The sequence below is a fragment of the Ensifer sp. ENS06 genome (assembly GCF_014852205.1).
Taxonomy (GTDB): Bacteria; Pseudomonadota; Alphaproteobacteria; order Rhizobiales; family Rhizobiaceae; genus Ensifer; species Ensifer adhaerens.
Genome location: NZ_JACVBC010000005.1, coordinates 32,570 through 52,858, shown reverse-complemented (window position 1 = coordinate 52,858; position 20,289 = coordinate 32,570). Strand labels below are relative to the sequence as shown.

At 62.3% G+C, this 20,289-nt stretch carries 21 protein-coding genes; 17 read left to right on the top strand and 4 right to left on the bottom strand.

Annotation, left to right across the window (positions count from 1 at the left end; all coding sequences use genetic code 11):
* Positions 1-75 precede the first annotated feature (75 nt).
* Together IB279_RS19420 and IB279_RS19415 are read right to left on the bottom strand one after the other, a co-directional pair.
* Positions 76-1,635, bottom strand: a complete 1,560-nt coding sequence (locus IB279_RS19420) for an ABC transporter substrate-binding protein (RefSeq protein WP_113080078.1) — start codon at positions 1,633-1,635, stop codon at positions 76-78.
* A gap of 717 nt (positions 1,636-2,352) precedes the next feature.
* Entirely contained in the window at positions 2,353-3,849 is a 1,497-nt protein-coding gene (locus tag IB279_RS19415) for a PLP-dependent aminotransferase family protein (RefSeq protein ID WP_060521160.1), read from the bottom strand.
* Positions 3,850-3,993: 144 nt separating this feature from the next.
* Here IB279_RS19415 and tauA point away from each other — a divergent pair, with 144 nt between their 5' ends.
* The 9 genes from tauA (at position 3,994) to IB279_RS19370 (ending at position 13,151) form a co-directional block, all read left to right on the top strand.
* Entirely contained in the window at positions 3,994-5,010 is a 1,017-nt protein-coding gene (gene tauA / locus IB279_RS19410) for a taurine ABC transporter substrate-binding protein (RefSeq protein WP_034790430.1), read from the top strand.
* Between the two features lie 83 nt (positions 5,011-5,093).
* Positions 5,094-5,906 carry a taurine ABC transporter ATP-binding protein gene (locus IB279_RS19405; protein ID WP_192339563.1) on the top strand — a complete coding sequence of 271 codons (813 nt, stop codon included), beginning with the start codon at positions 5,094-5,096 and terminating at the stop codon, positions 5,904-5,906.
* Positions 5,899-6,726 carry an ABC transporter permease subunit gene (locus IB279_RS19400; protein WP_034790428.1) on the top strand — a complete coding sequence of 276 codons (828 nt, stop codon included), beginning with the start codon at positions 5,899-5,901 and terminating at the stop codon, positions 6,724-6,726. The genes IB279_RS19405 and IB279_RS19400 overlap by 8 nt, the downstream gene beginning before the upstream one ends.
* Positions 6,727-6,843: 117 nt before the next feature.
* Positions 6,844-7,224 (top strand): nuclear transport factor 2 family protein, encoded by a 381-nt coding sequence (locus IB279_RS19395; RefSeq protein ID WP_090297417.1) that lies wholly within the window; start codon positions 6,844-6,846, stop codon positions 7,222-7,224.
* Positions 7,225-7,242: 18 nt separating this feature from the next.
* Positions 7,243-8,643 carry an FAD-binding oxidoreductase gene (locus tag IB279_RS19390; protein ID WP_034790426.1) on the top strand — a complete coding sequence of 467 codons (1,401 nt, stop codon included), beginning with the start codon at positions 7,243-7,245 and terminating at the stop codon, positions 8,641-8,643.
* A gap of 34 nt (positions 8,644-8,677) precedes the next feature.
* Positions 8,678-10,453 carry a sulfoacetaldehyde acetyltransferase gene (xsc, locus tag IB279_RS19385; RefSeq protein ID WP_034790425.1) on the top strand — a complete coding sequence of 592 codons (1,776 nt, stop codon included), beginning with the start codon at positions 8,678-8,680 and terminating at the stop codon, positions 10,451-10,453.
* Positions 10,454-10,525: 72 nt separating this feature from the next.
* Positions 10,526-11,563 (top strand): YeiH family protein, encoded by a 1,038-nt coding sequence (locus IB279_RS19380; protein WP_113187747.1) that lies wholly within the window; start codon positions 10,526-10,528, stop codon positions 11,561-11,563.
* Positions 11,563-12,570, top strand: coding sequence for a phosphate acetyltransferase (gene pta / locus IB279_RS19375; protein WP_113187748.1), 1,008 nt, complete (start codon positions 11,563-11,565; stop codon positions 12,568-12,570). Before IB279_RS19380 ends, pta begins: the two co-directional genes overlap by 1 nt.
* A gap of 116 nt (positions 12,571-12,686) precedes the next feature.
* Positions 12,687-13,151 (top strand): hypothetical protein, encoded by a 465-nt coding sequence (locus tag IB279_RS19370; protein WP_162741165.1) that lies wholly within the window; start codon positions 12,687-12,689, stop codon positions 13,149-13,151.
* A 73-nt stretch (positions 13,152-13,224) separates the two neighbouring features.
* Here IB279_RS19370 and IB279_RS19365 read toward each other — a convergent pair whose 3' ends face one another.
* A complete protein-coding gene (locus tag IB279_RS19365; protein WP_060610676.1) occupies positions 13,225-13,818 on the bottom strand; it encodes a TetR/AcrR family transcriptional regulator in 594 nt (197 codons plus the stop codon).
* A gap of 139 nt (positions 13,819-13,957) precedes the next feature.
* Between IB279_RS19365 and IB279_RS19360 the strand changes: the two genes are divergently transcribed.
* Genes IB279_RS19360 through IB279_RS19350 form a run of 3 tightly spaced genes read left to right on the top strand, consistent with a single transcriptional unit; the run spans position 13,958 to position 15,123 of the window.
* Positions 13,958-14,443, top strand: coding sequence for a hypothetical protein (locus tag IB279_RS19360; RefSeq protein ID WP_113187751.1), 486 nt, complete (start codon positions 13,958-13,960; stop codon positions 14,441-14,443).
* 30 nt (positions 14,444-14,473) lie between these two features.
* Positions 14,474-14,932, top strand: a complete 459-nt coding sequence (locus tag IB279_RS38185) for a DUF2306 domain-containing protein (protein ID WP_113187752.1) — start codon at positions 14,474-14,476, stop codon at positions 14,930-14,932.
* Entirely contained in the window at positions 14,929-15,123 is a 195-nt protein-coding gene (locus tag IB279_RS19350) for a hypothetical protein (protein WP_113187753.1), read from the top strand. Before IB279_RS38185 ends, IB279_RS19350 begins: the two co-directional genes overlap by 4 nt.
* A 25-nt stretch (positions 15,124-15,148) precedes the next feature.
* Here IB279_RS19350 and IB279_RS19345 read toward each other — a convergent pair whose 3' ends face one another.
* Complete coding sequence (locus tag IB279_RS19345) at positions 15,149-15,835, bottom strand: TetR family transcriptional regulator (RefSeq protein ID WP_060610685.1); 687 nt, start codon at positions 15,833-15,835, stop codon at positions 15,149-15,151.
* A gap of 184 nt (positions 15,836-16,019) precedes the next feature.
* Between IB279_RS19345 and IB279_RS19340 the strand changes: the two genes are divergently transcribed.
* The 5 genes from IB279_RS19340 (at position 16,020) to IB279_RS19320 (ending at position 20,259) form a co-directional block, all read left to right on the top strand.
* Entirely contained in the window at positions 16,020-17,537 is a 1,518-nt protein-coding gene (locus IB279_RS19340; protein WP_113187754.1) for an ABC transporter substrate-binding protein, read from the top strand.
* A gap of 79 nt (positions 17,538-17,616) precedes the next feature.
* Positions 17,617-18,621 carry an ABC transporter permease gene (locus tag IB279_RS19335; RefSeq protein ID WP_060582253.1) on the top strand — a complete coding sequence of 335 codons (1,005 nt, stop codon included), beginning with the start codon at positions 17,617-17,619 and terminating at the stop codon, positions 18,619-18,621.
* A 5-nt stretch (positions 18,622-18,626) separates the two neighbouring features.
* Positions 18,627-19,481, top strand: coding sequence for an ABC transporter permease (locus IB279_RS19330; protein ID WP_113187755.1), 855 nt, complete (start codon positions 18,627-18,629; stop codon positions 19,479-19,481).
* 35 nt (positions 19,482-19,516) lie between these two features.
* A complete protein-coding gene (locus IB279_RS19325; protein WP_060582252.1) occupies positions 19,517-19,876 on the top strand; it encodes a RidA family protein in 360 nt (119 codons plus the stop codon).
* 20 nt (positions 19,877-19,896) lie between these two features.
* A complete protein-coding gene (locus IB279_RS19320; protein WP_043615130.1) occupies positions 19,897-20,259 on the top strand; it encodes a Rid family hydrolase in 363 nt (120 codons plus the stop codon).
* Positions 20,260-20,289 lie beyond the last annotated feature (30 nt).

Genomic DNA, 20,289 nt, shown 5'->3' with positions numbered 1-20,289 from the left:
GGGCCGGCAGCGTCCGGGCTGCCGGTCCCGGCCTGTCGGAGCCGGAACGTTCGCCGTTCCAGCTCCGCAACAGGGCTAGTCCGCGATATGCGTGAGCCAATGGCGCGGCTTGTTGTCGGCGAGCTGAGCGACCTTATCGATCTTGTTGCTCATCACCCAAGCCATTGGCTGTTGGTGCAGCGGCAGCATGATGATCTCGTCCTTGACCATCTGCAGTGCCTTGGTCTGCAGATCGAGCCGCTTGGTCCGATCCATTTCGGTCGATGCCTGGATGATCAGCTTGTCGATATCAGGATAGCTCCAGCCGCCCCAGTTGAAGACGCCCGCCTTGTCGCTCCTCGTCTCGATCATCTGAAGCAGGATCGAGTAGCTGTCGAGCATCGGCTCGTTTGCCCAGCCGATGATGTAGACATCCGACAGACCGCCCGTGCGTTTGGGCGCCTGTGCCGCCGTCGGGCCGATGTCGAGTTGCGGCTTGAAGCCGGCGCGGCTCAGCATGTTGACGATGCTCTGGCAAAGCTCCTCTTCGTTGACATAGGCCTCGTTCGTGCAGACGAGCGTGAAGGGGAGATCGCTTGCGCCGGCCTCGGCGAGCAGCTTTTTCGACCGTTCGGGATCGTACGGCACGACCTTGTCCAGTGCTTCGACATATCCCGGGATTTCCGGCGCAACGATCGCACCCGCTGTCCTCGACTTGCCGCGCATGACCCGCTTCTGGATGAGTTCTGTGTCGAGCGCATGGGCGACGGCCTGGCGGACACGCAGGTCGTTGAACTTGTTGTCGACGCCGTCGGCCAGTTTCGGTTTGCGGTTGAAGCCCATCATGATGGTGCGAAGGTCGGTGCGCTCCATCACCTTCAGGTCCGGCTGCGCGACAAGGCGCGGAAGATCCTGCGCCGGCGCATTCTCAGTGAAGTCGATCTCGCCTGACAACAGTGCCGCCACGCGTGTCGCGGCTGAGACAATCGGCGTAAACTCGATGCGATCGATGTTGGACTTCGCCGGGTCCCACCACTCGCCGTTCTTGACCAGAACGGTCTTGCTGTCGGGCGTGCGGCTCTCGAGCTTGAACGGACCCGTGCCGTTGGTGTGGTAGGTAGCGTAGCCTTCTATCTTCTTGCCGACATCCGTCGGCTTCAGCGAATTGTTGTCGGCGAGCCACGTGGCGTCGAAAATGTGGATGTTCGTCAGGTCGTTCAAGAGCAGCGGATAGGGGCCGGTCAGTTCGATATCGACAGTGCGGTCGTCGACCTTCTTCGCCGACTTGTATGCCGGTAGGTTGCCCCGCAGCGGAGATGCCGGATCGCTGACCCGCGTCAGCGAGGCGATCACGTCATCGGCCGTGAAATCAGCGCCATTGTGGAACTTGACGTCCTCGCGCAGATGGAACCGCCAGACCGTGTCCGATACCGTTTCCCAGGAGGTCGCCAGTGCCGGCTCGATCTTCAGGTCGGCGTCAAAGCGGACGAGCCCTTCATAGACGTGATTGAGGAAAGACAGCGTGTAGCTGTCGCCATAGGAATAAGGGTCGAGCGAGTAGATATCGCGCGAAGAGCCCCATTTGAGCGTCTCCGCGTGAGCAGCCGCGGAAAGCGCCGTCGACATGGCGGCTGCGAGGATCAGTTTCTTGAGCATTCTGCTGTTCTCCTTTGTTGAGGTCACCGGCCCCCTTGAACGGGGAGCTTCTATTTAAGAGGCAAGGACGGCTCACAGGCCGTCCATCTCGCCGCCCGACAGGGGCGGCCAGTGGCGTGATCTGCTGTTGCGCGGCATGACCTTCTCGGTCGTGTCGATCACCGCAAAGACCTTCGGCGGCCTATGCGGGAATCTTGATCAACTGGCGTTCCTGGACGGCGATGCACCCAAGCGAAAGCCTCCTGGCGATGCTTGAAGCACCAAGTCCCGTTGTCGATCGGCGGTCATTCGATGGCCAACGCCAAGCATCAACTCGAACAGGGGCATATCTCTGCGCCGCTTCATGGAGGCGGTTCAGAAACCCGAGGTCGGTGGTTGGACGCCGCAATGGCGATCGAATGAGGAGATGTCAGGCGAGCCGGCCCGGCGTGCGGGCTCGTACGTGCGGCATTGCGAAAAGTCGTGCGAGTACGCGGTCTTCTGGAGCCCTTGCATCAACCTGCTCCTCCCTAGCTCGTTGCTGCTAAGCGGCACCATCGCACGCCAAAAGTATTTGTCAACGTCTTTGTCGACAATCTTGAATACGATTATGGCGACAATCCAAATGACCGATTGATCTGCACAGGCGCGAGCAACATTGTGGGCAATGGAGAGGACGCCTTAGCCCAAGGTACGCTACGGCCAGCTCGATAGGGAAAGCCACAAGCGGTCAACCTGTCACTTCGCCACGGAGGCCTGCTCGCTGCCGCCGCAAAGACTGTCGATGCGGGCGCGAACCCGGGCGACGCCCTCGGCAATGCTTGTGCTTGGAATGGACGAATATCCCATCCGGAAGTAGCGACAGGGCTGGTCGCTTCTGGGGAAGAAGGGCGAGCCGGATTCGACCAGCACGCCGTCCTGCCGCAATTCGCTAACCAGCCGGTCGGCATCGAGCCCTTCCGGTCCCTCCATCCAGAAGGACGTGCCGCCGAAGGTCGAGGAGCCTGCGACTTTCAGGTTCGCCCTACGCAGTGACTCGGCCATGATTACGTGGCGCTTGTGATATTCGGTCCGCATCCGGTGGAGCACGGCGTCATAATGGCCGAGCGCCAGGAAATAGGCTGCGGTGCGCTGAAGGTGTCCGGGCGGGTGGCGCAACATCAGCGAGCGAAGCGCACGCGCCTCGCGAATGAAGGGGGCTGGCGCCACGAGGTAGCCGAGCCGAAGCCCGGGAAAAAGCGATTTCGAGAAGCTGCCGATGTAGAGCACCCGGCCTGACGGATCGAGCGCCTTCAGCGCCGGGGAAGGCGGAGCGAGGTAGCTGATCTCGAACTCGTAATCGTCCTCGACGATGACGAAATCCCGTTCTTCCGCAGCCTGCAGCAGTTGCGTACGCCGATCCACCGGCATAGTCGCGCCGGTCGGCGAGTGGTGGCTCGGGGTCACGAAGACGGCATCGACGTTTTCCGGCAAGGCATCCGGTGACAGGCCCTCGACATCGACATCGACGGTGGTGACGTCGGCGCCGCTCAACAGCAGCGAGGCGCTGATATCGGGATGGCAGGGGTTTTCGCAGACGGCGGCGGAGCCCTTCTCCAGGATCAGACGGGTCACGATCCAGAGCGCATTCTGCGCGCCGACGGTGACGAGGATTTCGTCCGGCGTGGCGTGGATGCCCCGGCGCGGCAGCGTGCGCGAGCAGATGTAGTTGACCAGCCGCACATCGTCGGCCGCGGCAAAGTCGCTCGCCATCAGCACGAAATCCTCTCGCGCCAGAGCCCGGCGGGCACAGTCGCGCCAGGCATTGAGATCGAACAGTGTCGGGTCCATCTGGCCATAGAGGAAGGGGAATGGATAGCGCCGCCAGTCCAGCGGCTTGGCGACCTGGCGCACGACGCCAAAGCTCATCTTGATCTTGCGGCTCCAGTCGATCGGATTGGAGCCGGCGGATGGGCGCTCCCCTTCCACATCCATGCCCGGCGGATTGCCGGAGATGCGATAGGAGCTGCGGTTGACCGCCTCGACATAGCCCTGGTTGATCAGTTCCTGATAGGCGAGTGTCACCGTGATGCGCGATATTCGCAGATAGTCGGCGAGCTTGCGGCTGGATGGCAGATGCGCGCGCGGCTGCACCCTTCCGGCGAGCACGGCCGAAACGACCGTCTCGCGCAACTGCGCCTGCAGGCCGATCCCACTGTCGCGATCGATGAAAAAAATGGTTTCGGAAACGTTCATCTGCACGACGCCTGCTCCCCCGACGGCGTTAAACTGGATCTATTCAACTTCCAGACTGGATATAACGCAAGCCGGATCTCGGCCTTATCGTCATCAGCAAGACCGGAGAAACGGTCAGCGAATAAACAAAGAGGAGGAAGACAAATGCTACATGGACATTTCAGACGACTGGCCGCAGCCGCCAGCATTGTCGCGAGCCTGGCCGCATCCGGCGTCGCTTACGCCGAAACGAAACTCGTCGTCGGCTATCAGCAGATCGTTGGCCCGTTCGTGGCCGCGATCGCCGATGGCCGCTTCGATGCAGCCGCCAAGGAAGCCGGCTATTCGATCGACTGGCGCCAGTTCAGCTCGGCCGGCGACATCACTACGGCGCTTGCCTCCGGTGACGTGCCGATCGGCGTTCTCGGTTCGACCGGTACTGCGGCTGCCGCGACGCGCGGCGTCGAACTGCAGCTCTTCTGGATCCTCGACAATATCGGCCAGTCGGAAGCGCTGGTCGCCCGCGAGGGCTCGGGCATCGAGACGCCGGCCGATCTCAAGGGCAAGAAGGTCGCCGTGCCTTTCGTCTCGACGTCGCATTTTCACTTGCTGGTCGGTATGAACAAGGTCTGGAACGTCGATCCGCGCGAGGTGGAAATCCTCAACCTGAAGCCGCCGCAGATCGTTGCCGCCTGGCAGCGTGGCGATATCGACGCCGCCTATGTCTGGCCGCCGGCGCTCTCGGAAATCCAGAAGACCGGCAAGACGATCTCGGATTCCGAGGTGATTGGCGCGGCTAGCGTGCCGACCTTCGACGGGCTGGTGGTCGACAAGGCCTGGGCCTCGGAGAATCCGAAGCTGATGGAAGCCTTCACCAAGGTTCTGGCGGACGCTTATGCCGACTACAACGCCAACAAGGCGGCGTGGACGGAGGAGTCGCCACAAGTGGAAGGCATCGTCAAGCTGATCGGCGGCGATGGCCCGAGCACCGTCGAAGCCTTGCGCCTGCTTTCGTTCCCGAATGCGGATGAGCAGGCCTCCGAGGTCTGGCTCGGCGGCGGCGCCACGCGTGCACTGACCGAAAGCGCCAAGTTCCTCGTCGAGCAGAAGCAGATCAGCCAGTCGCTCGACGACTACGCGCCTTATGTGAACGCCGACTTTGCCAAGGCGGCCGCACAATAGGCTAATCTGTCGATTGCCCGGCCGTTGAGGAGCGGCCGGCGCACCACCATAGACCGTGACCGAGGTGCAGGGAGGCATTTCTCATGGAAACATTGAGCGTCAGAAACATCAGTCTGACCTACCCGGGCCTCTATTCGGACCAGGCAATCATCGCCTTGAATGGCGTCAACCTTACCATCAACAGCGGAGACTTCGTCGTTGCGCTGGGCGCATCGGGCTGCGGAAAGACGACGCTGCTCAACCTGATGGCGGGCTTCATGGCCCCGTCGGAAGGCGACATCACCCTTGGCAACCACCAGGTCAACGGACCTGGCGCCGAGCGCGGCGTTGTCTTCCAGAAGCACGCGCTTCTGCCGTGGCTGAACGTCATCGAGAATACCGAGTTCGGCCTCAAGCTGCGCGGCGTCGACAAGGCGACCCGGCGGGATCTTGCCACTAAGAACCTAGCTCTGGTCGGCCTTCAGGACTTCCACCGCCACATGATCTATCACCTCTCAGGCGGCATGCAGCAACGTGTTGGCATCGCAAGGGCGCTGACCTGCGATCCCGCGATGCTCCTGATGGACGAACCGATGGCAGCACTCGACGCGCTGACACGCGAGACCATCCAGGAGCTGCTGCTCAAGGTCTGGCAGCTCACCAACAAGATGTTCTTCTTCATCACCCACAGTGTGGAAGAAGCGTTGTTCCTCGGCTCGCGGCTGATCGTCATGTCGCCGCGCCCGGGCCGCATCACCCACACCTACGAGCTCAATTTCAACAAGCGGTTCCTCGCCGAGGGCAATGCGCGCGCGATCAAATCCAGCCCGGAATTCATCCGCATGCGCGAAGAAGTGCTCGGCATCATTTATGGCGACGAACGTGCGTCCGGCAACCCGGAGGTGGCCCATGCTTGACAGAGTGACACGCGCCAAGCCCGTAAAGGCCGGCAAGATCTTCGGCGCGCCTGGTGAAGGCAGCAGCGGCCTCATCAGCTTTTCGACGACGGTCGTTATCGTCGCTCTCTGGTTCCTCGTGACCGAAGGCGGCTGGGTCAAGCCGCTGTTCCTGCCGTCGCCGCTGGCGGTCTGGGACAAGTTCATGCTGGCGATGACCGACGGTGTTTCGAACTCGACGCTGATGCAGCACACGCTTGCCAGTATCGGCCGCGTGTTCGGCGCTTTCCTGCTGGCGCTGCTGACCGCCGTGCCGATTGGCGTGCTCATGGGCGTCAATCGCTTCGTGCGCGGCCTGTTCGATCCGATCATCGAATTCTACCGGCCGTTGCCGCCGCTCGCCTACCTGCCGCTCGTCATCATCTGGCTCGGCATCGGTGAGTTCCCGAAGGTTTTCCTGATCTATCTGGCGATCTTTGCGCCAATGGCAATTGCCGCAAGGGCAGGGGTGCGTTCGGTCTCGACGGAACAGATCCACGCTGCCTATGCGATGGGCGCCACCCGCGGGCAGGTCATCAGTCAGGTGATCATGAAGGCCGCCTTGCCGGAGATCTTCACCGGCATGCGCATCGGCATCGGCGTCGGCTGGACCACCCTGGTGGCGGCGGAAATGGTGGCGGCCAACCGAGGCCTCGGCTTCATGGTTTTGAATGCCGCCGAAAACCTCGAAAGCGACACGGTGATCATGGGCATCTTCATCATCGGCATCTTCGCCTTCGCCTTCGATCTTCTGATCCGCTACCTCGAAAAGGCGCTGATCCCCTGGAAGGGCCGCCTCTAACCGGCGGCTACCTCCGACACTTCAACTGAATACGGCCTGGCGGCCTTTTGAAGACGGCCTTTCCCGTCTCCGGCGAAGCCATGCCCTACGACCAAGACAAAGGACAGGACCATGACACTGACGGCAACCGATCTCAAAACCTTGTTCGATGCCTTCAACCGGCATGACATCGACGGGGTCATGCACTTCTTCGCCGAAGATTGCGTATTCAACGCCGTCGGCGGCCCGGAGGTCTACGGCAACCGTTTCGTCGGTACCGGTCCGATCGCAGATGCCTTCAGCGGCGTCTGGAAATCGATGCCGGACGCCGAATGGGGCAACCACAGCCACTTCGTCGAAGGCGATCGCGGCGTGTCCGAGTGGACCTTCTCCGGCACCGCTGCCGACGGCAGCCGCATCGAGGCAGAAGGCTGCGACCTCTTCACCTTCCGCAACGGCAAGATCGTGCGCAAGCAGGCGTTCCGCAAGAACCGCCCGGTCCTGCAACCCCGCTACTGATGGCCTGGAGCTAGAGCCATGCAACTGCGCGCCACACCCTTGAAGCCTGAAAGAGAGCCGTTTGACCCGGCCTATGACCCCAACCATGCCCGCAGCCCCGGCACGGGCAAGGACTATGCGCCGACCTACTGGATCGGCACCGCCGGTCCCGAACCGGAGGACGACGGTCCGATCACGGGCGATATCGATGTCGATGTTGCGATCATCGGGTCCGGCTATACCGGTCTCTCCTGCGCCATTCATCTGGCGCGCGAGCACGGCATCAAGGCAGCGGTTCTGGAGGCCAATGGCGTCGCCTGGGGCTGCAGCACCCGCAACGGCGGGCAGGCACAGATTTCCGCCGGCCGCCTGAAGCGCTCGCAATGGATCGCCCGCTGGGGCGTGGACGTTGCCCGCAAGATGCATGCGGAGATTTCCGAGGGTTTCGACCTCTTTCGCTCTCTCGTCCGCGAGCCCGAAATCGACTGCGATCCGCAGGATGGCGGCCATCTCTATATCGCCCACCGCGACAAGATGCTGCCAGCGCTGCAAAGCGAGGTTCGCGTTCTCAACGATACCTTCGGCTATCGCGCCCGCATGGTCTCGCGTGACGAGATCCACCGCGATTTCGTTCGCGACGAGGAAGCCCGCGGGGCGATGTATGAGCCCGATGGCATGGGCATCCATGCCGCCAAGCTCGCCTTCGGCTACCTCAGGCTTGCCCGCAAGCTGGGGGCAAAGGTGCATACGTCGAGCCCGGTGCTTGATTGCACCGCCAAGGGCGGCATGCATTACCTAACGACGCCTGGCGGAACGGTGCGGGCGCGTGCCGTCTGCATTGCGACGGCCGGCTACACGTCACCCGGCATGAACGCGCTCACCCGCCACCGACTGATGCCTATCCTGTCGAACTCGATCGTCACTCGGCCGCTGACGGAAAGCGAGCAGAAGGCGCTGAACTTCAAGGCGCGCATCCCGCTCACTGATACGCGGACGCTGCGTCACTACTATCGCATGCTGCCGGATGGCCGGGTGCAGATCGGCAGCCGCAGCGCCATCACCGGACGCGACGCGAGCAATCCGAAGCATCTCGAGCTTCTGCTTGCCGGTCTCTACCGCAAGTTCCCGGCACTCCGCGGCATCGACATCGACTACTCCTGGTGGGGGTGGGTGGATGTCAGCCACGACATGATGCCGCGCATCTTCCAGCCGGACCGGAGCCAGAGGCTGTTCTACGCCATGGGCTATGGCGGCAACGGCGTGATGTATTCCGCCCAGGCCGGCCGTCGCATGGCCCAGATGGTCGCCGGCAAAGGCGGCGGCCTCGACCTTCCCATCTTCACTTCGCCTCTGCCGGGCCACGGGCTTCTGACGCCGTTCCGACGGCTCGGCCAATGGGGAATGTACCGTTGGTACTACCTCCGTGACGAGATCCTCTAACTCTCTGAAATAATACCAGGAAAGGAACCACCCCATGAAAATGACCACCGAGGAAGCCTTCGTCAAAGTTCTTCAGATGCATGGCCTCGAACATGCCTTCGGCATCATCGGCTCGGCCATGATGCCGGTGTCGGACCTGTTCCCGAAGGCCGGCATTAAATTCTGGGACTGCGCCCATGAGACCAACGCCGGCATGATGGCCGACGGCTTCAGCCGCGCCACGGGCACGATGTCGGTTGCGATCGGCCAGAACGGCCCCGGCGTCACCGGCTTCATCACCGCGATCAAGACCGCCTACTGGAACCACACGCCGCTTCTGATGGTCACGCCGCAGGCGGCCAACAAGACGATCGGGCAGGGCGGTTTCCAGGAAGTCGACCAGATGGCGATGTTCGAGGAGATGGTCTGCTACCAGGAAGAAGTACGCGATCCCTCGCGTATCCCTGAAGTCCTCAACCGGGTGATCGAAAAGGCCTGGCGCGGCTGTGCCCCAGCACAGATCAACATCCCACGCGACTACTGGACCCAGGTGATCGACGTCGACCTGCCGGCGATCGTTCGCTTCGAGCGCCCGGCTGGTGGCCCGCAGGCGATTGCCGAAGCGGCCAAGCTTTTGTCCGAGGCAAAATTCCCGGTCATTCTCAACGGCGCCGGCGTCGTCATCGGCAACGCCATCTCCGATTCCATGAAACTCGCCGAGCGTCTCGACGCGCCAGTCTGCTGCGGCTACCAACACAATGACGCCTTCCCGGGGAGCCATCGCCTGTCGGTCGGCCCCCTCGGCTACAACGGTTCGAAGGCTGCGATGGAGCTGATCTCCAAGGCCGATGTTGTCTTGGCGCTCGGCACGAGGCTCAATCCGTTCTCGACGCTTCCGGGCTACGGCATCGACTACTGGCCGAAGAACGCCTCGATCATCCAGGTCGACATCAACGCCGACCGGATCGGGCTGACCAAGAAGGTGTCGGTCGGCATCTGCGGCGATGCCAAGCAGGTCGCCCGCCAGATCCTGGAGCTGCTCTCGCCGTCTGCCGGCGATGCCGGCCGCGAGGAGCGCAAGGCCGCGATCCACCAGACCCGCTCGGCCTGGCAGCAGCAACTCTCCTCGATGGATCACGAGGACGATGATCCGGGCACGGAATGGAACGAAAGCGCACGCTCGCGCGAGCCGAACCGCATGTCACCGCGCCAGGCCTGGCGTGCGATCCAGGCGGCCCTGCCGAAGGAAGCGATCATCTCCACCGACATCGGCAACAACTGCGCGATCGGCAATGCCTATCCGACCTTCGAAGCGGGCCGCAAATATCTGGCACCGGGAATGTTTGGCCCCTGCGGCTACGGCTTCCCGTCGATCGTCGGCGCCAAGATCGGTTGCCCTGATGTGCCAGTGGTCGGTTTTGCCGGTGACGGTGCCTTCGGCATCTCGATGAACGAGATGGGCTCGATCGGCCGCGAGGGATGGCCGGCGATCACGATGGTGATCTTCCGCAACTACCAATGGGGTGCCGAAAAGCGCAACACGACGCTCTGGTACGCCAACAACTTCGTCGGCACGGAGCTCAACCCCAACCTCTCCTACGCCAAGGTGGCGGAAGGCTGCGGCCTGAAGGGCGTGGCGGTCAACACGACCGCAGCTCTCACCGAAGCCCTGTCCACTGCGATCGCCGACCAGAAGAAGGGCGTGACAACCTTCATCGAAGTCATCCTCAACCAGGAGCTCGGCGAACCCTTCCGCCGAGACGCGATGAAGAAGCCGGTGCCCGTTGCCGGTATCGATCGCGCCGACATGCGTCCCCAGAAGCGGGCCTGATCCTCGATTACGTCAAGCCCCGCCCGGTACCCGGGCGGGGCGAAGCCTCCCGCAGATGACCGGAACAGAACCATGACCTTCGTCGCCTCCGTCCACGAACGCTTCCGAAGCGTGCCCTCCGGCTTTGCGGCCTACTGGCCTGGCTTTGCCGTTACCGCGGCGGTGGCCGTCGCTGCCCAATTCCTTTCCGACCACTACGGCGCGCCGGCCATGCTCATGGCGCTCCTGCTCGGCATCGCCTTTCACTTTCTGTCCGAGGAAGGGCGTTGCGTCGCCGGCATCGATTTCTGTGCCAAGAAGGTGCTGCGCATCGGTGTGGCGCTGCTCGGCATGCGCATCAGCGTCGACCTCCTCATCGGGCTTGGCGCAAGCACGATCCTGCTCCTCATCTCAGCCATCGCCGCGACCATCGGCTTCGGCCTGCTTGCCGCAAAGCTTCTCGGGCGTGGCTGGCGGCTGGCGCTTATCACCAGCGGTTCGGTCGCAATCTGCGGAGCGTCTGCAGCGATGGCGATCGCAGCCGTTCTTCCCAAGAACGAATTTTCCGAGCGCAACCTGATCTTCACCGTGCTTTCGGTCACGGTGCTCTCGACACTTGCGATGATTGCCTATCCGATCCTCGCCCAGACCATGGGGCTCGACGCGCGCGCCACGGGCATCTTCTTCGGTGGCACCATCCATGACGTCGCGCAGGTCGTCGGCGCAGGCTTCTCGGTCTCGCCGGAGGCGGGCGAAACGGCAACGCTCGTCAAGCTGATCCGCGTCGCCATGCTGGCGCCGGTCGTGCTCATCTTTTCGCTGTCACTGCGCAAAGTACCGCAGCCTGAGGGCGAGACCGGTAAGCGCCCGCCGCTCTTGCCCGGCTTCGTCGTCGCCTTCCTGATCTTTGCAGCGCTGAATTCCTTCGGTTTCGTGCCGGAACTGGTGGCCAAGGCCGGCATGGAAACGTCGCGCTGGGCGCTGCTTGCCGGCATCGTCGCCGTCGGCATGCGCACGTCGCTTCGCCGCGTGCTCGATGTCGGTGGCGACGCCGTCGCGCTGATCGTCGCCGAAACCGTCTTCATCGCTCTCTTCATCCTCGTCGGCATTCACTATCTGGGGCACGCCTGATGAAACCGCTCGATCGCATTATCGAGGCCGCTAAAGCCGCCCCGCGCCATATCGTGCTCGCCGAGGGCGAAGACCCACGCATCGTCGAAGGCGCCTTGCGCGCCGTGCGCGCCGGTATCGCCAAGATCACGCTCGTCGGCGACAGGAAAATCGTCGCGGAGCAGTTGCACGCCGCCGGCGGACCAGACGAAATCCGCATCGAGGATCCAACTTCGTCTGCGCTGACTGAGCACCTTGCCGTAGCCTACCACGAACTCCGTCGTAGCAAGGGTGTCGACGAAGCGGCCGCGGCAGCAGCCGTACGCTCGCCTCTTGTCTTTGCGGCCATGATGGTCCGCGAGGATCAGGCAGACGGAACGGTCGGGGGCGCTGTCGCCACCACCGCCGATACCGTGCGCGCCGCACTCCAGACCATCGGCCGGGCACCGGATGTCGGACTGGTGTCGAGCTTCTTCCTGATGATGCTCTGCGCGCCGCACCACGAAAAGAAGGGCGCCTTCGTTTTCGCCGATTGCGGGTTGGTTGTGGATCCTGACGCCACCGGCCTTGCCGATATCGCCGTGACCTCGGCACGCTCCTACGAGGCGCTCTCCGGCAAACCGGCGAAGGTGGCGATGCTCTCGTTCTCGACGGCCGGCAGTGCCGCGCATGAGCGCGTTTCGAAGGTGGTGGAGGCGACGCGCCTGGCCCATACCTCAGCGCCGGGATTGGTGATCGACGGGGAATTGCAATTCGACACCGCTTTTGTCGAGGCCGTCAGCGCGGCAAAGGCGCCGCAATCGGCGCTGCATGGCGAGGCCAATGTCTTTGTCTTCCCCAACCTCGACGCGGCAAACATCGGCTACAAGATCGCCCAGCGCATCGGCGGCGCCACCGCCATCGGCCCGATCCTGCAGGGGCTTGCGAAGCCTGCCAACGATCTCTCGCGCGGCTGCAACGCCGACGACGTCTTCCACATGATCGCCGTCACCGTCGTTCAGGCGTCGGGCGGGCAGTCGACCGGCTAAGTGGCAGAAGTGACAGCGAACCGCTTTCCCGGTTGAGCCTGGCAAAGCTATCACCTTTGGGTCGAACTGGACCATCGGCGGTCTATCGACTGTCGACCTAAAGGAGAGACCGAACAATGACTTGGGCGTCAAGGATCATCTTCTTTCTTACCATGGCCTTCGTATCGTCGGGTATGGCAACAGCAGAGGAGGCCGCGTCGCCAGACGATGATCTCACGATCCTATTGAGGGCGGATAAGGGCGCGCTCACGCTCGAATACCGCAAGCCAGGCCAACGTCTCGAAGATGATCCCTTCGTCCAATGCGCCGTTGGCGCTCGGTTCACGCTTCCCGCCGGCGCGGTGGTGAACCTCGAACTCGTCTCGACGGACATCGTCTATAGCTTCGAAGTACCGGGCTATGTCGAGCAGGTAGATCTCGTGCCCGGCCTCGTGAATTATCGGCAGATCGAGACGCCTGCCGAAACCGGCCAGGCCGACGGCGTGCTTCAAGTGCACCCGGTTGGTTTGAAGAAGGCCATCGCAGTGCGCTTCAACAAAGAGCAAAGCGCTTTCGACGCCCGAATGCTGTGCGCCAACTAGGCGCACGATCTTCTCGCAGCGAATCCTTCGTGTTCGCGGCGGAGCAAAGCTCGGTTGCCGCGCAGGCTGTCGGTCACGACGTCATGATGAAGGGCCGGCATGTCTCCGGCGGCAGACCATCAAGTACAAGTTTTCGGAACGCTGCGTCGACTTCCCGGGGAGGCATTTCCGGTCGCTCCTCCAGCCACCAGCGCAGAACGGCGTTGAACGTGGAGACCATGTGACGGATCACGAGGTCACGCGGAAGAGCGGCATGCATCGTTGCGGGGAGCGACTGGCGAAGGACCTCCGCAAGCACCTCGTCAACCGCATCGCGAACGATGCCGCCTCCGCGTCCGCCGGCAAGTGCGACCTGGATGTCCGCGTGTTCGGCGACATGCTCGAACAAGGCGCGGCTGGGATCCCACGCCTCTTCTCGCTCCCGCTCGCGTGGCGATGAGATCGTCTTGTCTTTTGCAGTCACCAGCAGATCGCGCAGACGCTCCAGACTGCGTTTCAGAAGGTCGTCTTTCGACGTGAAGTGCGCATAGAACGTCGACCGCCCGATATTCGCCTCGGTCAGGATGTCTTCGACGGTGATCAGTTCGTAGTGCTTGCGGCGTATCAAGGCGAGAAGTGCTTCATAGAGCGCCGTGCGCGTTCGGGCCACGCGTCGATCGATCGGCAAGTTTGTTCTCCTTTTTCCGAACGAGCGCGCGTTGCAGTCCCATTCGGTACACGAGGCGCCCTTCTGTTTCGCAACTTCCGAACACCGTGTTCCGGATCGTGCTAGCCGAATGTCGTCTAGTCAACATCGAGGAACAGCCATGGTTGCGCTTTCTGCAACGTCCCCTCTCTCTTCCCCATTTCGAAAAGCGGGTGCCTGCGCGCTTTTCCTGCTCACCCTGACGAGCCTGCATCACGCCTATGGCGCCTACATCTATGAAACACCGTGGCGTCTCCATATCGTCCAGTTGGCCGTGCCGGCGGCAATAGTCATTGTGGCCGCCCTGTTCGTTGGCCGGTCGAGGAGCGGGACCACAGCTGGACGTGTCGCGACCTGGCTGGCCGCCCTTGTCGTGCTCGCCTTTCCGGTCGCAATGATCGGCATCTACGAGGGAGGCTGGAACCATGTGGTCAAGAACGCCGCCTATTTCGGCTTCGGAACAGAAGCAGCACGGTCCCTGTTTCCCGAGCCCGTGTACCGGTTGCCGGATAATTTGCTCTTTGAATTGACGGGGATCGCCCAGTTCCCGCTCGCCATCATCACTGCGCTGAAAACGATCGCTCTGTTGCGGCCGCCCGCCCGGTGATCGGATTTAGGTGCCGGCGGCCGCCCCTTCGTGCCGGCCGCCTGCAGGCCGTTCTACTCGCTCTTCGTCTTCTGTTCTTCAACACGCTTCTTCAGCCGGAGAAGACAAAGAGCTGGGTGGCGACGGCAGCCATCAAGAGGCCCGATCGAACAGGTCCCGGCGCTCTTCGAGAAACGCCGCGAAGGCCGCCTGAAACCGCGACTGGTCGGCCTTCCTGCCCTGCCGAGCGGCGTCGCCCTGGTTGGCCCGTTTCAGTTCCTGCTGGCGATACGCAACCGCTGGCCGAAGGCCCATCGCCACCTGGGCAGGCTGTATCTGCTTTGCGTCCTCGCCGGGAGTTGTGCCGCCATCTCGGCAACAGTGATGAGGGCGGCCGGCGTTCATGCCCAGGTGGGCTTCGGTCTGCTTGTCGTCTGCTGGCTTCTCTTGGGCTGGCAGTCCTACCGCGCCGCGCGACAACGCCGCTTTCGCGATCACCGCATCCGGTGATACGCAATTACGCCCTGACCTTCGCCGCCGTCCTGTTGAGGGTCTACCTGCTAGCAGGCATCGGGCTCACGCAATTCGTGCACTCCATCTCCTTCGGCGAACTCTACGTGGCCACCACCTGGGGCTCGATCGCCGCCTCAGTGCTGGTCGCGGCCTGGTTTATCGTCACAGGTACCGAACGAAAGATTTGATGAGCGCTCCTTGAGCCGATTCGTCTCAGTTTGACGGTCGATCCGGCTGCGCCTTCACATAGGTTCCGATGAGGTCGACGACATGCTGTCTTCGTTCGGTAACGATCGCCTCGGATGAAAGGTCGACTCCGAAGGTGACGGAAAGCGTGTAGCGACTGGAGATGTGAATGAAGCTCAGCGCCACAATCGAAATGTAGAGCTGCATGGCATTGATGCCCGGCTGGATCACGCCGGCGGCTTCGCCGCGATCTAGAAGCGTCTGGATGGTCTCGATCAAGGGCCTCGAGGACCGCGGGATGCTCTCGATCGCCCGGATAAACTCTCCCTGCAGCAGGTTTTCCGCCAGCACCATTTTGATGAATGTTGGCGTCGCCGCCATGTAGTCGTAGGTAAAGGCGGTGAGCGCCTCGATCGCTTCGACCGGCGGACGGTCCAATATGTTCAGCCCGGCTTCCTGGCTGCGCAGGTCGTTGTAAACCTCCTGCAGCGCGGCCTTGTAGAGCAGCTCCTTGCTCTGGAAGTAATGGTAGAGCATCCGGATGTTGCACCCGGCGCGCTCGACGATACGCGCCGTGCTCGCACCACTCAGTCCATGCTCACAAAACTCCGCAATCCCCGCATCGAGGATGGATTTGCGCGTCGCCTGCGCATTCCGCGAGCGGGGGCCACCTGTTTCGCCGGGCTGGTGATCACTGTTGTCTGCGTCACGCATTCTGCATCCACCTTTTGTCGTGCCAACCGCGGCAGGATCTTTCTATCGCAAATGGCCATCGAGACAATTGACAACCAAGTAAGTAATAGCATACTTACTGAAATAGAGGAGACGCTTTTTGCATGGCAGGAAGCAAAAAATGAAGACCGCCGATCGCTAAGGGGGCGGAGAACGGGAGGGGACTGTGTTCAAGGCAATCAAGAGAATCCTGCTGTTGAGCGGCGCAGCTGCCGTCATGGCCGGAGGAGTGGCGCAACAGGTGCAGGCGCAACAGGCGGATCAGATCACCGTTGCGATCACCGAGGGAATTACCGGCAACAATCCATACGCGGACTCAGTGGTCCTCATCGGCTCGATCTGGTGCCAGGTTTATGGCTGCCTCACGACCTGGGATTTCAAGGCTGGAAAGTTCGTTCCGTTCCTCGCCGAGAGCCTGGAGCCCGAGGACGATCTCAACTGGATCCTGACGCTGCGCTCCGATTGGAAGCGCCACAACGGCGATCCAGTGGTGGCTGCGGACGTGATCCATTCGATCGAACGGTCGCGCAACGATCCTGAGAGCATGTCGCAAGCGTCCGTCCAGTACATCGCTTCGGCCGAGGCGCTTGACGAACGCCGCCTGCGCATCAAGACGACCCAGAAGATGGCGACGCTGCCGAACTATCTGGCGACGATGCAGATCACATCCAAAAAGATCTACGACCAGTACGGCGCCAAGGCGGCCGACCGCGAGCATCCTGTTGGCGCAGGCCCCTACAAGCTCGTCGAGGTCGGCATCGGCAGCCACATTGTCATCGAACGGGTGGATGGCCACCCGATGATCCAGCCAACCAATCCGAAGCGCATCATCTACCGCATGATGGTCGAGCCCGAGCAGCGCGTGACCGCACTCGCAAACGGCGAAGTGCAGATCGCCCAGGGCATCCCGCCGCAACTCGTCAGCCGTGTACAGCAACTGCCGAACGCGACCGCCGAGATGGTCGATTCCGCCGAAGCGATGTTCATCGCGATGAGCCCGAAGACCGCCCCCTGGGACAATCCGAAGGTGCGCCAGGCGGTTTGCCACGCGATCAACCGCGAGGGCATCGCTCGCGCCATCCTCGGCAACCAGGTGACGCTGCTGAACAGTCCGGTCGGCGATGGCCAGCTCGGCTTCGATCCTGATTACGCGTCGCCGATGAACTTCGACCCGGAAAAGGCAAAAAAGCTGCTCGAGGAGGCCGGTGCGGTCGGCGCCGCCATTGATCTCTACACGCCGGTCGGACGCTACACCGCCGATCGCCAAATCACCGAAGCGATCGTTCCGATGCTCGAACAGGTGGGCTTCAAGGCAACGCTGCAGACACCCGAATGGGCAACGCTTTGGACCAATGTCCAGCGCGGCGAAACGCCATTCTACTACATGGGCCGAGGCAACATGCTCGATCCGTCGCCGGCACTCGCGCAGTATTTCGAGACCGACGCCTCGCCGCGGTTGAAGTACTCCAACGCCGAGGTCGATGCTCTCCTCCAGGCCGAGCGCCAGGAGTTCGATCCGACCAAGCGCGTGGCTATGCTCTCCAAGGCCATGGCGGCCATCACCGAGGACGCGCCGGCCTGCTTCCTGTGGCTGCACAAGCTCGCCTGGGGTGTCGCCAAGGGCGTCGACTACAAGCCGAGCAAGGCTGATCGGGTCAACGGCTGGGAAATCCACCTGCGATAGCCGCCGCCATCCCTTCACGCCGGGGACGCTCGCAGCATCGCCCCGGCGCCCATTCCCTCAAGAGTTCCAAGGGTTTCCCATGCTTGGCTACACGCTGAGACGCGTGGCCGGCACCGTTCCGGTGCTGTTCATGGTCTCGCTTCTGATTTTCGCATTGGTCCAGCTCGCGCCCGGCGATCCGGTCGACATGCTGGTAAGCGACGAGGCGACCGAGGAGGTTAGGCTGGCGATCCGCTCGGCCTGGGGTCTCGATCAGCCGATCTACGTGCAATACCTGACCTTCGTGAAGAACGCTGTCATGGGAGACTTCGGACAATCCTTCCGCTACCGCGAACCGGTTATGGACCTGATCCTGGCACGCCTGCCGGCAAGCCTGGAACTCGCCATTTATTCGACAATGGTTGCGGTCGCCATCGGTCTCCCGCTCGGTGTCTGGGCGGCCAGCCGACCCAACTCGCTCGTCGACACGGTCGGCTCGATCGGCGGATTCTTCGGCATTAGCCTGCCGAACTTCTGGCTTGGCATCCTGTTGATCCTGCTTTTCGCAGGAACCTTCAACCTGCTGCCATCAGGCGGCCGCGAGACCTGGGGCCTGAACGTCGAACGGGTCACTGGATTCTTGACGATCGACGCCATCATCGCCGGCCGCTGGGACGCGCTCTGGGACGCGCTTCGCCACCTGACCCTCCCGGTCATCGTGCTCGGCACCAACATGACCGGCATCATCATGCAGATCACCCGCGCCTCGGTGCTGGAGAACCTGCAGGAAGACTATGTGATGACGGCCCGCGCCAAGGGCATGAGCGGACGCGTCGTCCTCTGGCGTCATGCCTTCCGCAATGCACTTATCGCCGTCATCACCATCATCGGCCTCGAATTCGGCACGCTGATCAGCGGCGCCATCATCGTGGAAACCGTCTTTGCCTGGCCCGGCATCGGCTACCTGCTGCTGCAGGGGATCTCGTTCCGCGACTTCCCGCTGATCACCGGCCTGGTGCTCGTCTACACGACGCTGTTCGTTATCATCAACCTCGCGATCGACATGATCTACACCGTCGTCGATCCGCGCATCCGTCTGGGGTGACTAGGATGGCTCGCTCCTCTAAAACTCGACAGCTCCTGCAGGCGTTGAAATCGCCAAAAGGCGCCTTCAGCCTGGTCATCATCGCCCTCCTTTTGCTGGCTGCTGCCTTCGCGCCACTGCTTGCGCCGTTCGACCCGAACCGCCAGGACCTGATGCTCGCGATGACGCCGCCGCAACTGACCGGTCCCCATTTCCTGGGCACCGATCATGTTGGACGCGACATGATGAGCCGCATCATTTATGGCTCGCGCGTCTCGTTGCTGATTGCCGTTGCCGTGGTTCTCTTCTCGGGCGTCGTCGGCGTAACGCTCGGTGTCGTCTCCGGCTATTACGGCGGACGGGTGGACTCGCTCATCCAGAAATTTCTGGAAGTCGTCTGGGCATTTCCGCCGCTGCTGCTTGCGATCTCGATCGTCGCCTTTCTCGGCCAGGGCCTTGGCATTCTCATCGTTGCGCTCGCGTCGCAACGCTGGATCCCCTATTGCCGCCTTGCCCGCGCAGAAGCACTAACTCTGCGCGAACGGGAATTCGTCTCCGCCGCGCGATCGCTCGGCGCCAGCGACAGTCGCATCCTGCGCACCCATATCCTGCCCAACCTAATCCAGTCGGCCTTGATCGTCGCGACCTTTGCCATGGCCACCGCGATTATCGCGGAATCGAGCCTCAGCTTCCTCGGCCTCGGTGTGCCGGCGTCGACCCCGACCTGGGGCGGCATGCTGTCGGATGCGCGAGCCTACATCAGCACCTCCTGGTGGATGGCTCTGTTTCCGGGGCTCTGCATCTTCGTCACCGTTCTCGCCATCAACCTCTTAGGTGATGTGCTCAGAACCCATCTCGATCCCCGCCTGAACCGCGCTTGACGGTTCGGAACACTAAGAAAAGAAGGATTATTCCATTGGTTGAACGTATCGAAACCTCGATGGCGGACGGCGCGCTCAAAAGCATGGCCGTCGTTCACAACGACATGGTCTTCCTGTCGGGCGTGCATGCCACCGACACCAGCGGTGACATCAAGGAGCAGACGCGCGAAGTCCTGCGCAGCGTCGATCGGCTGTTGGAAGCGGCCGGATCGAACCACAAGTCGATCTTCGTCGTGCACATCTGGCTGAAGGACATGCGCTACTTCGGCGCCATGAACTCCGTCTGGAACGAATGGGCCGATCCCGCTCACCCACCGGCACGCACCTGCGTCAGCGGCGAGCTTTACCGTTCGGACGTTCTCGTCGAGGCGGTCGTCATCGCCTATCGCGCCTGATGCTTGCGAAGGAGAACCCCATGGAACTCAGAGAACTCGGCAAGAAGGATGGCGCGGGCCATCAGCCACGCATCTGCCTCGGCAAGGCGTCGGACACGCTCGCCTCCGTATGCCTCACCGCACCGGACAAGACCGGCGACCTCAGGGATCAGTCGCTGCAGATCCTCAACGCCATCGAAGAGTATTTCCGAAGCGTCGGCTCGTCGCGTAAGCAGATCCTGATGGTGCAGGTCTGGTTGTTCGACATCAGCGAGTACCCGGCTTTTTGCGAACTTTGGAACGAGTGGATCGATCCGGAAGGCGTTCCGGCACTTTCCGTCGTGACCGGACATGCAGCGCGTCGCGACTGCGCGGTGGAAATCCGCGCCTACGCTGCGTGCTGACCTGCAAATAAAGCGTCGATCTGGAGGCGA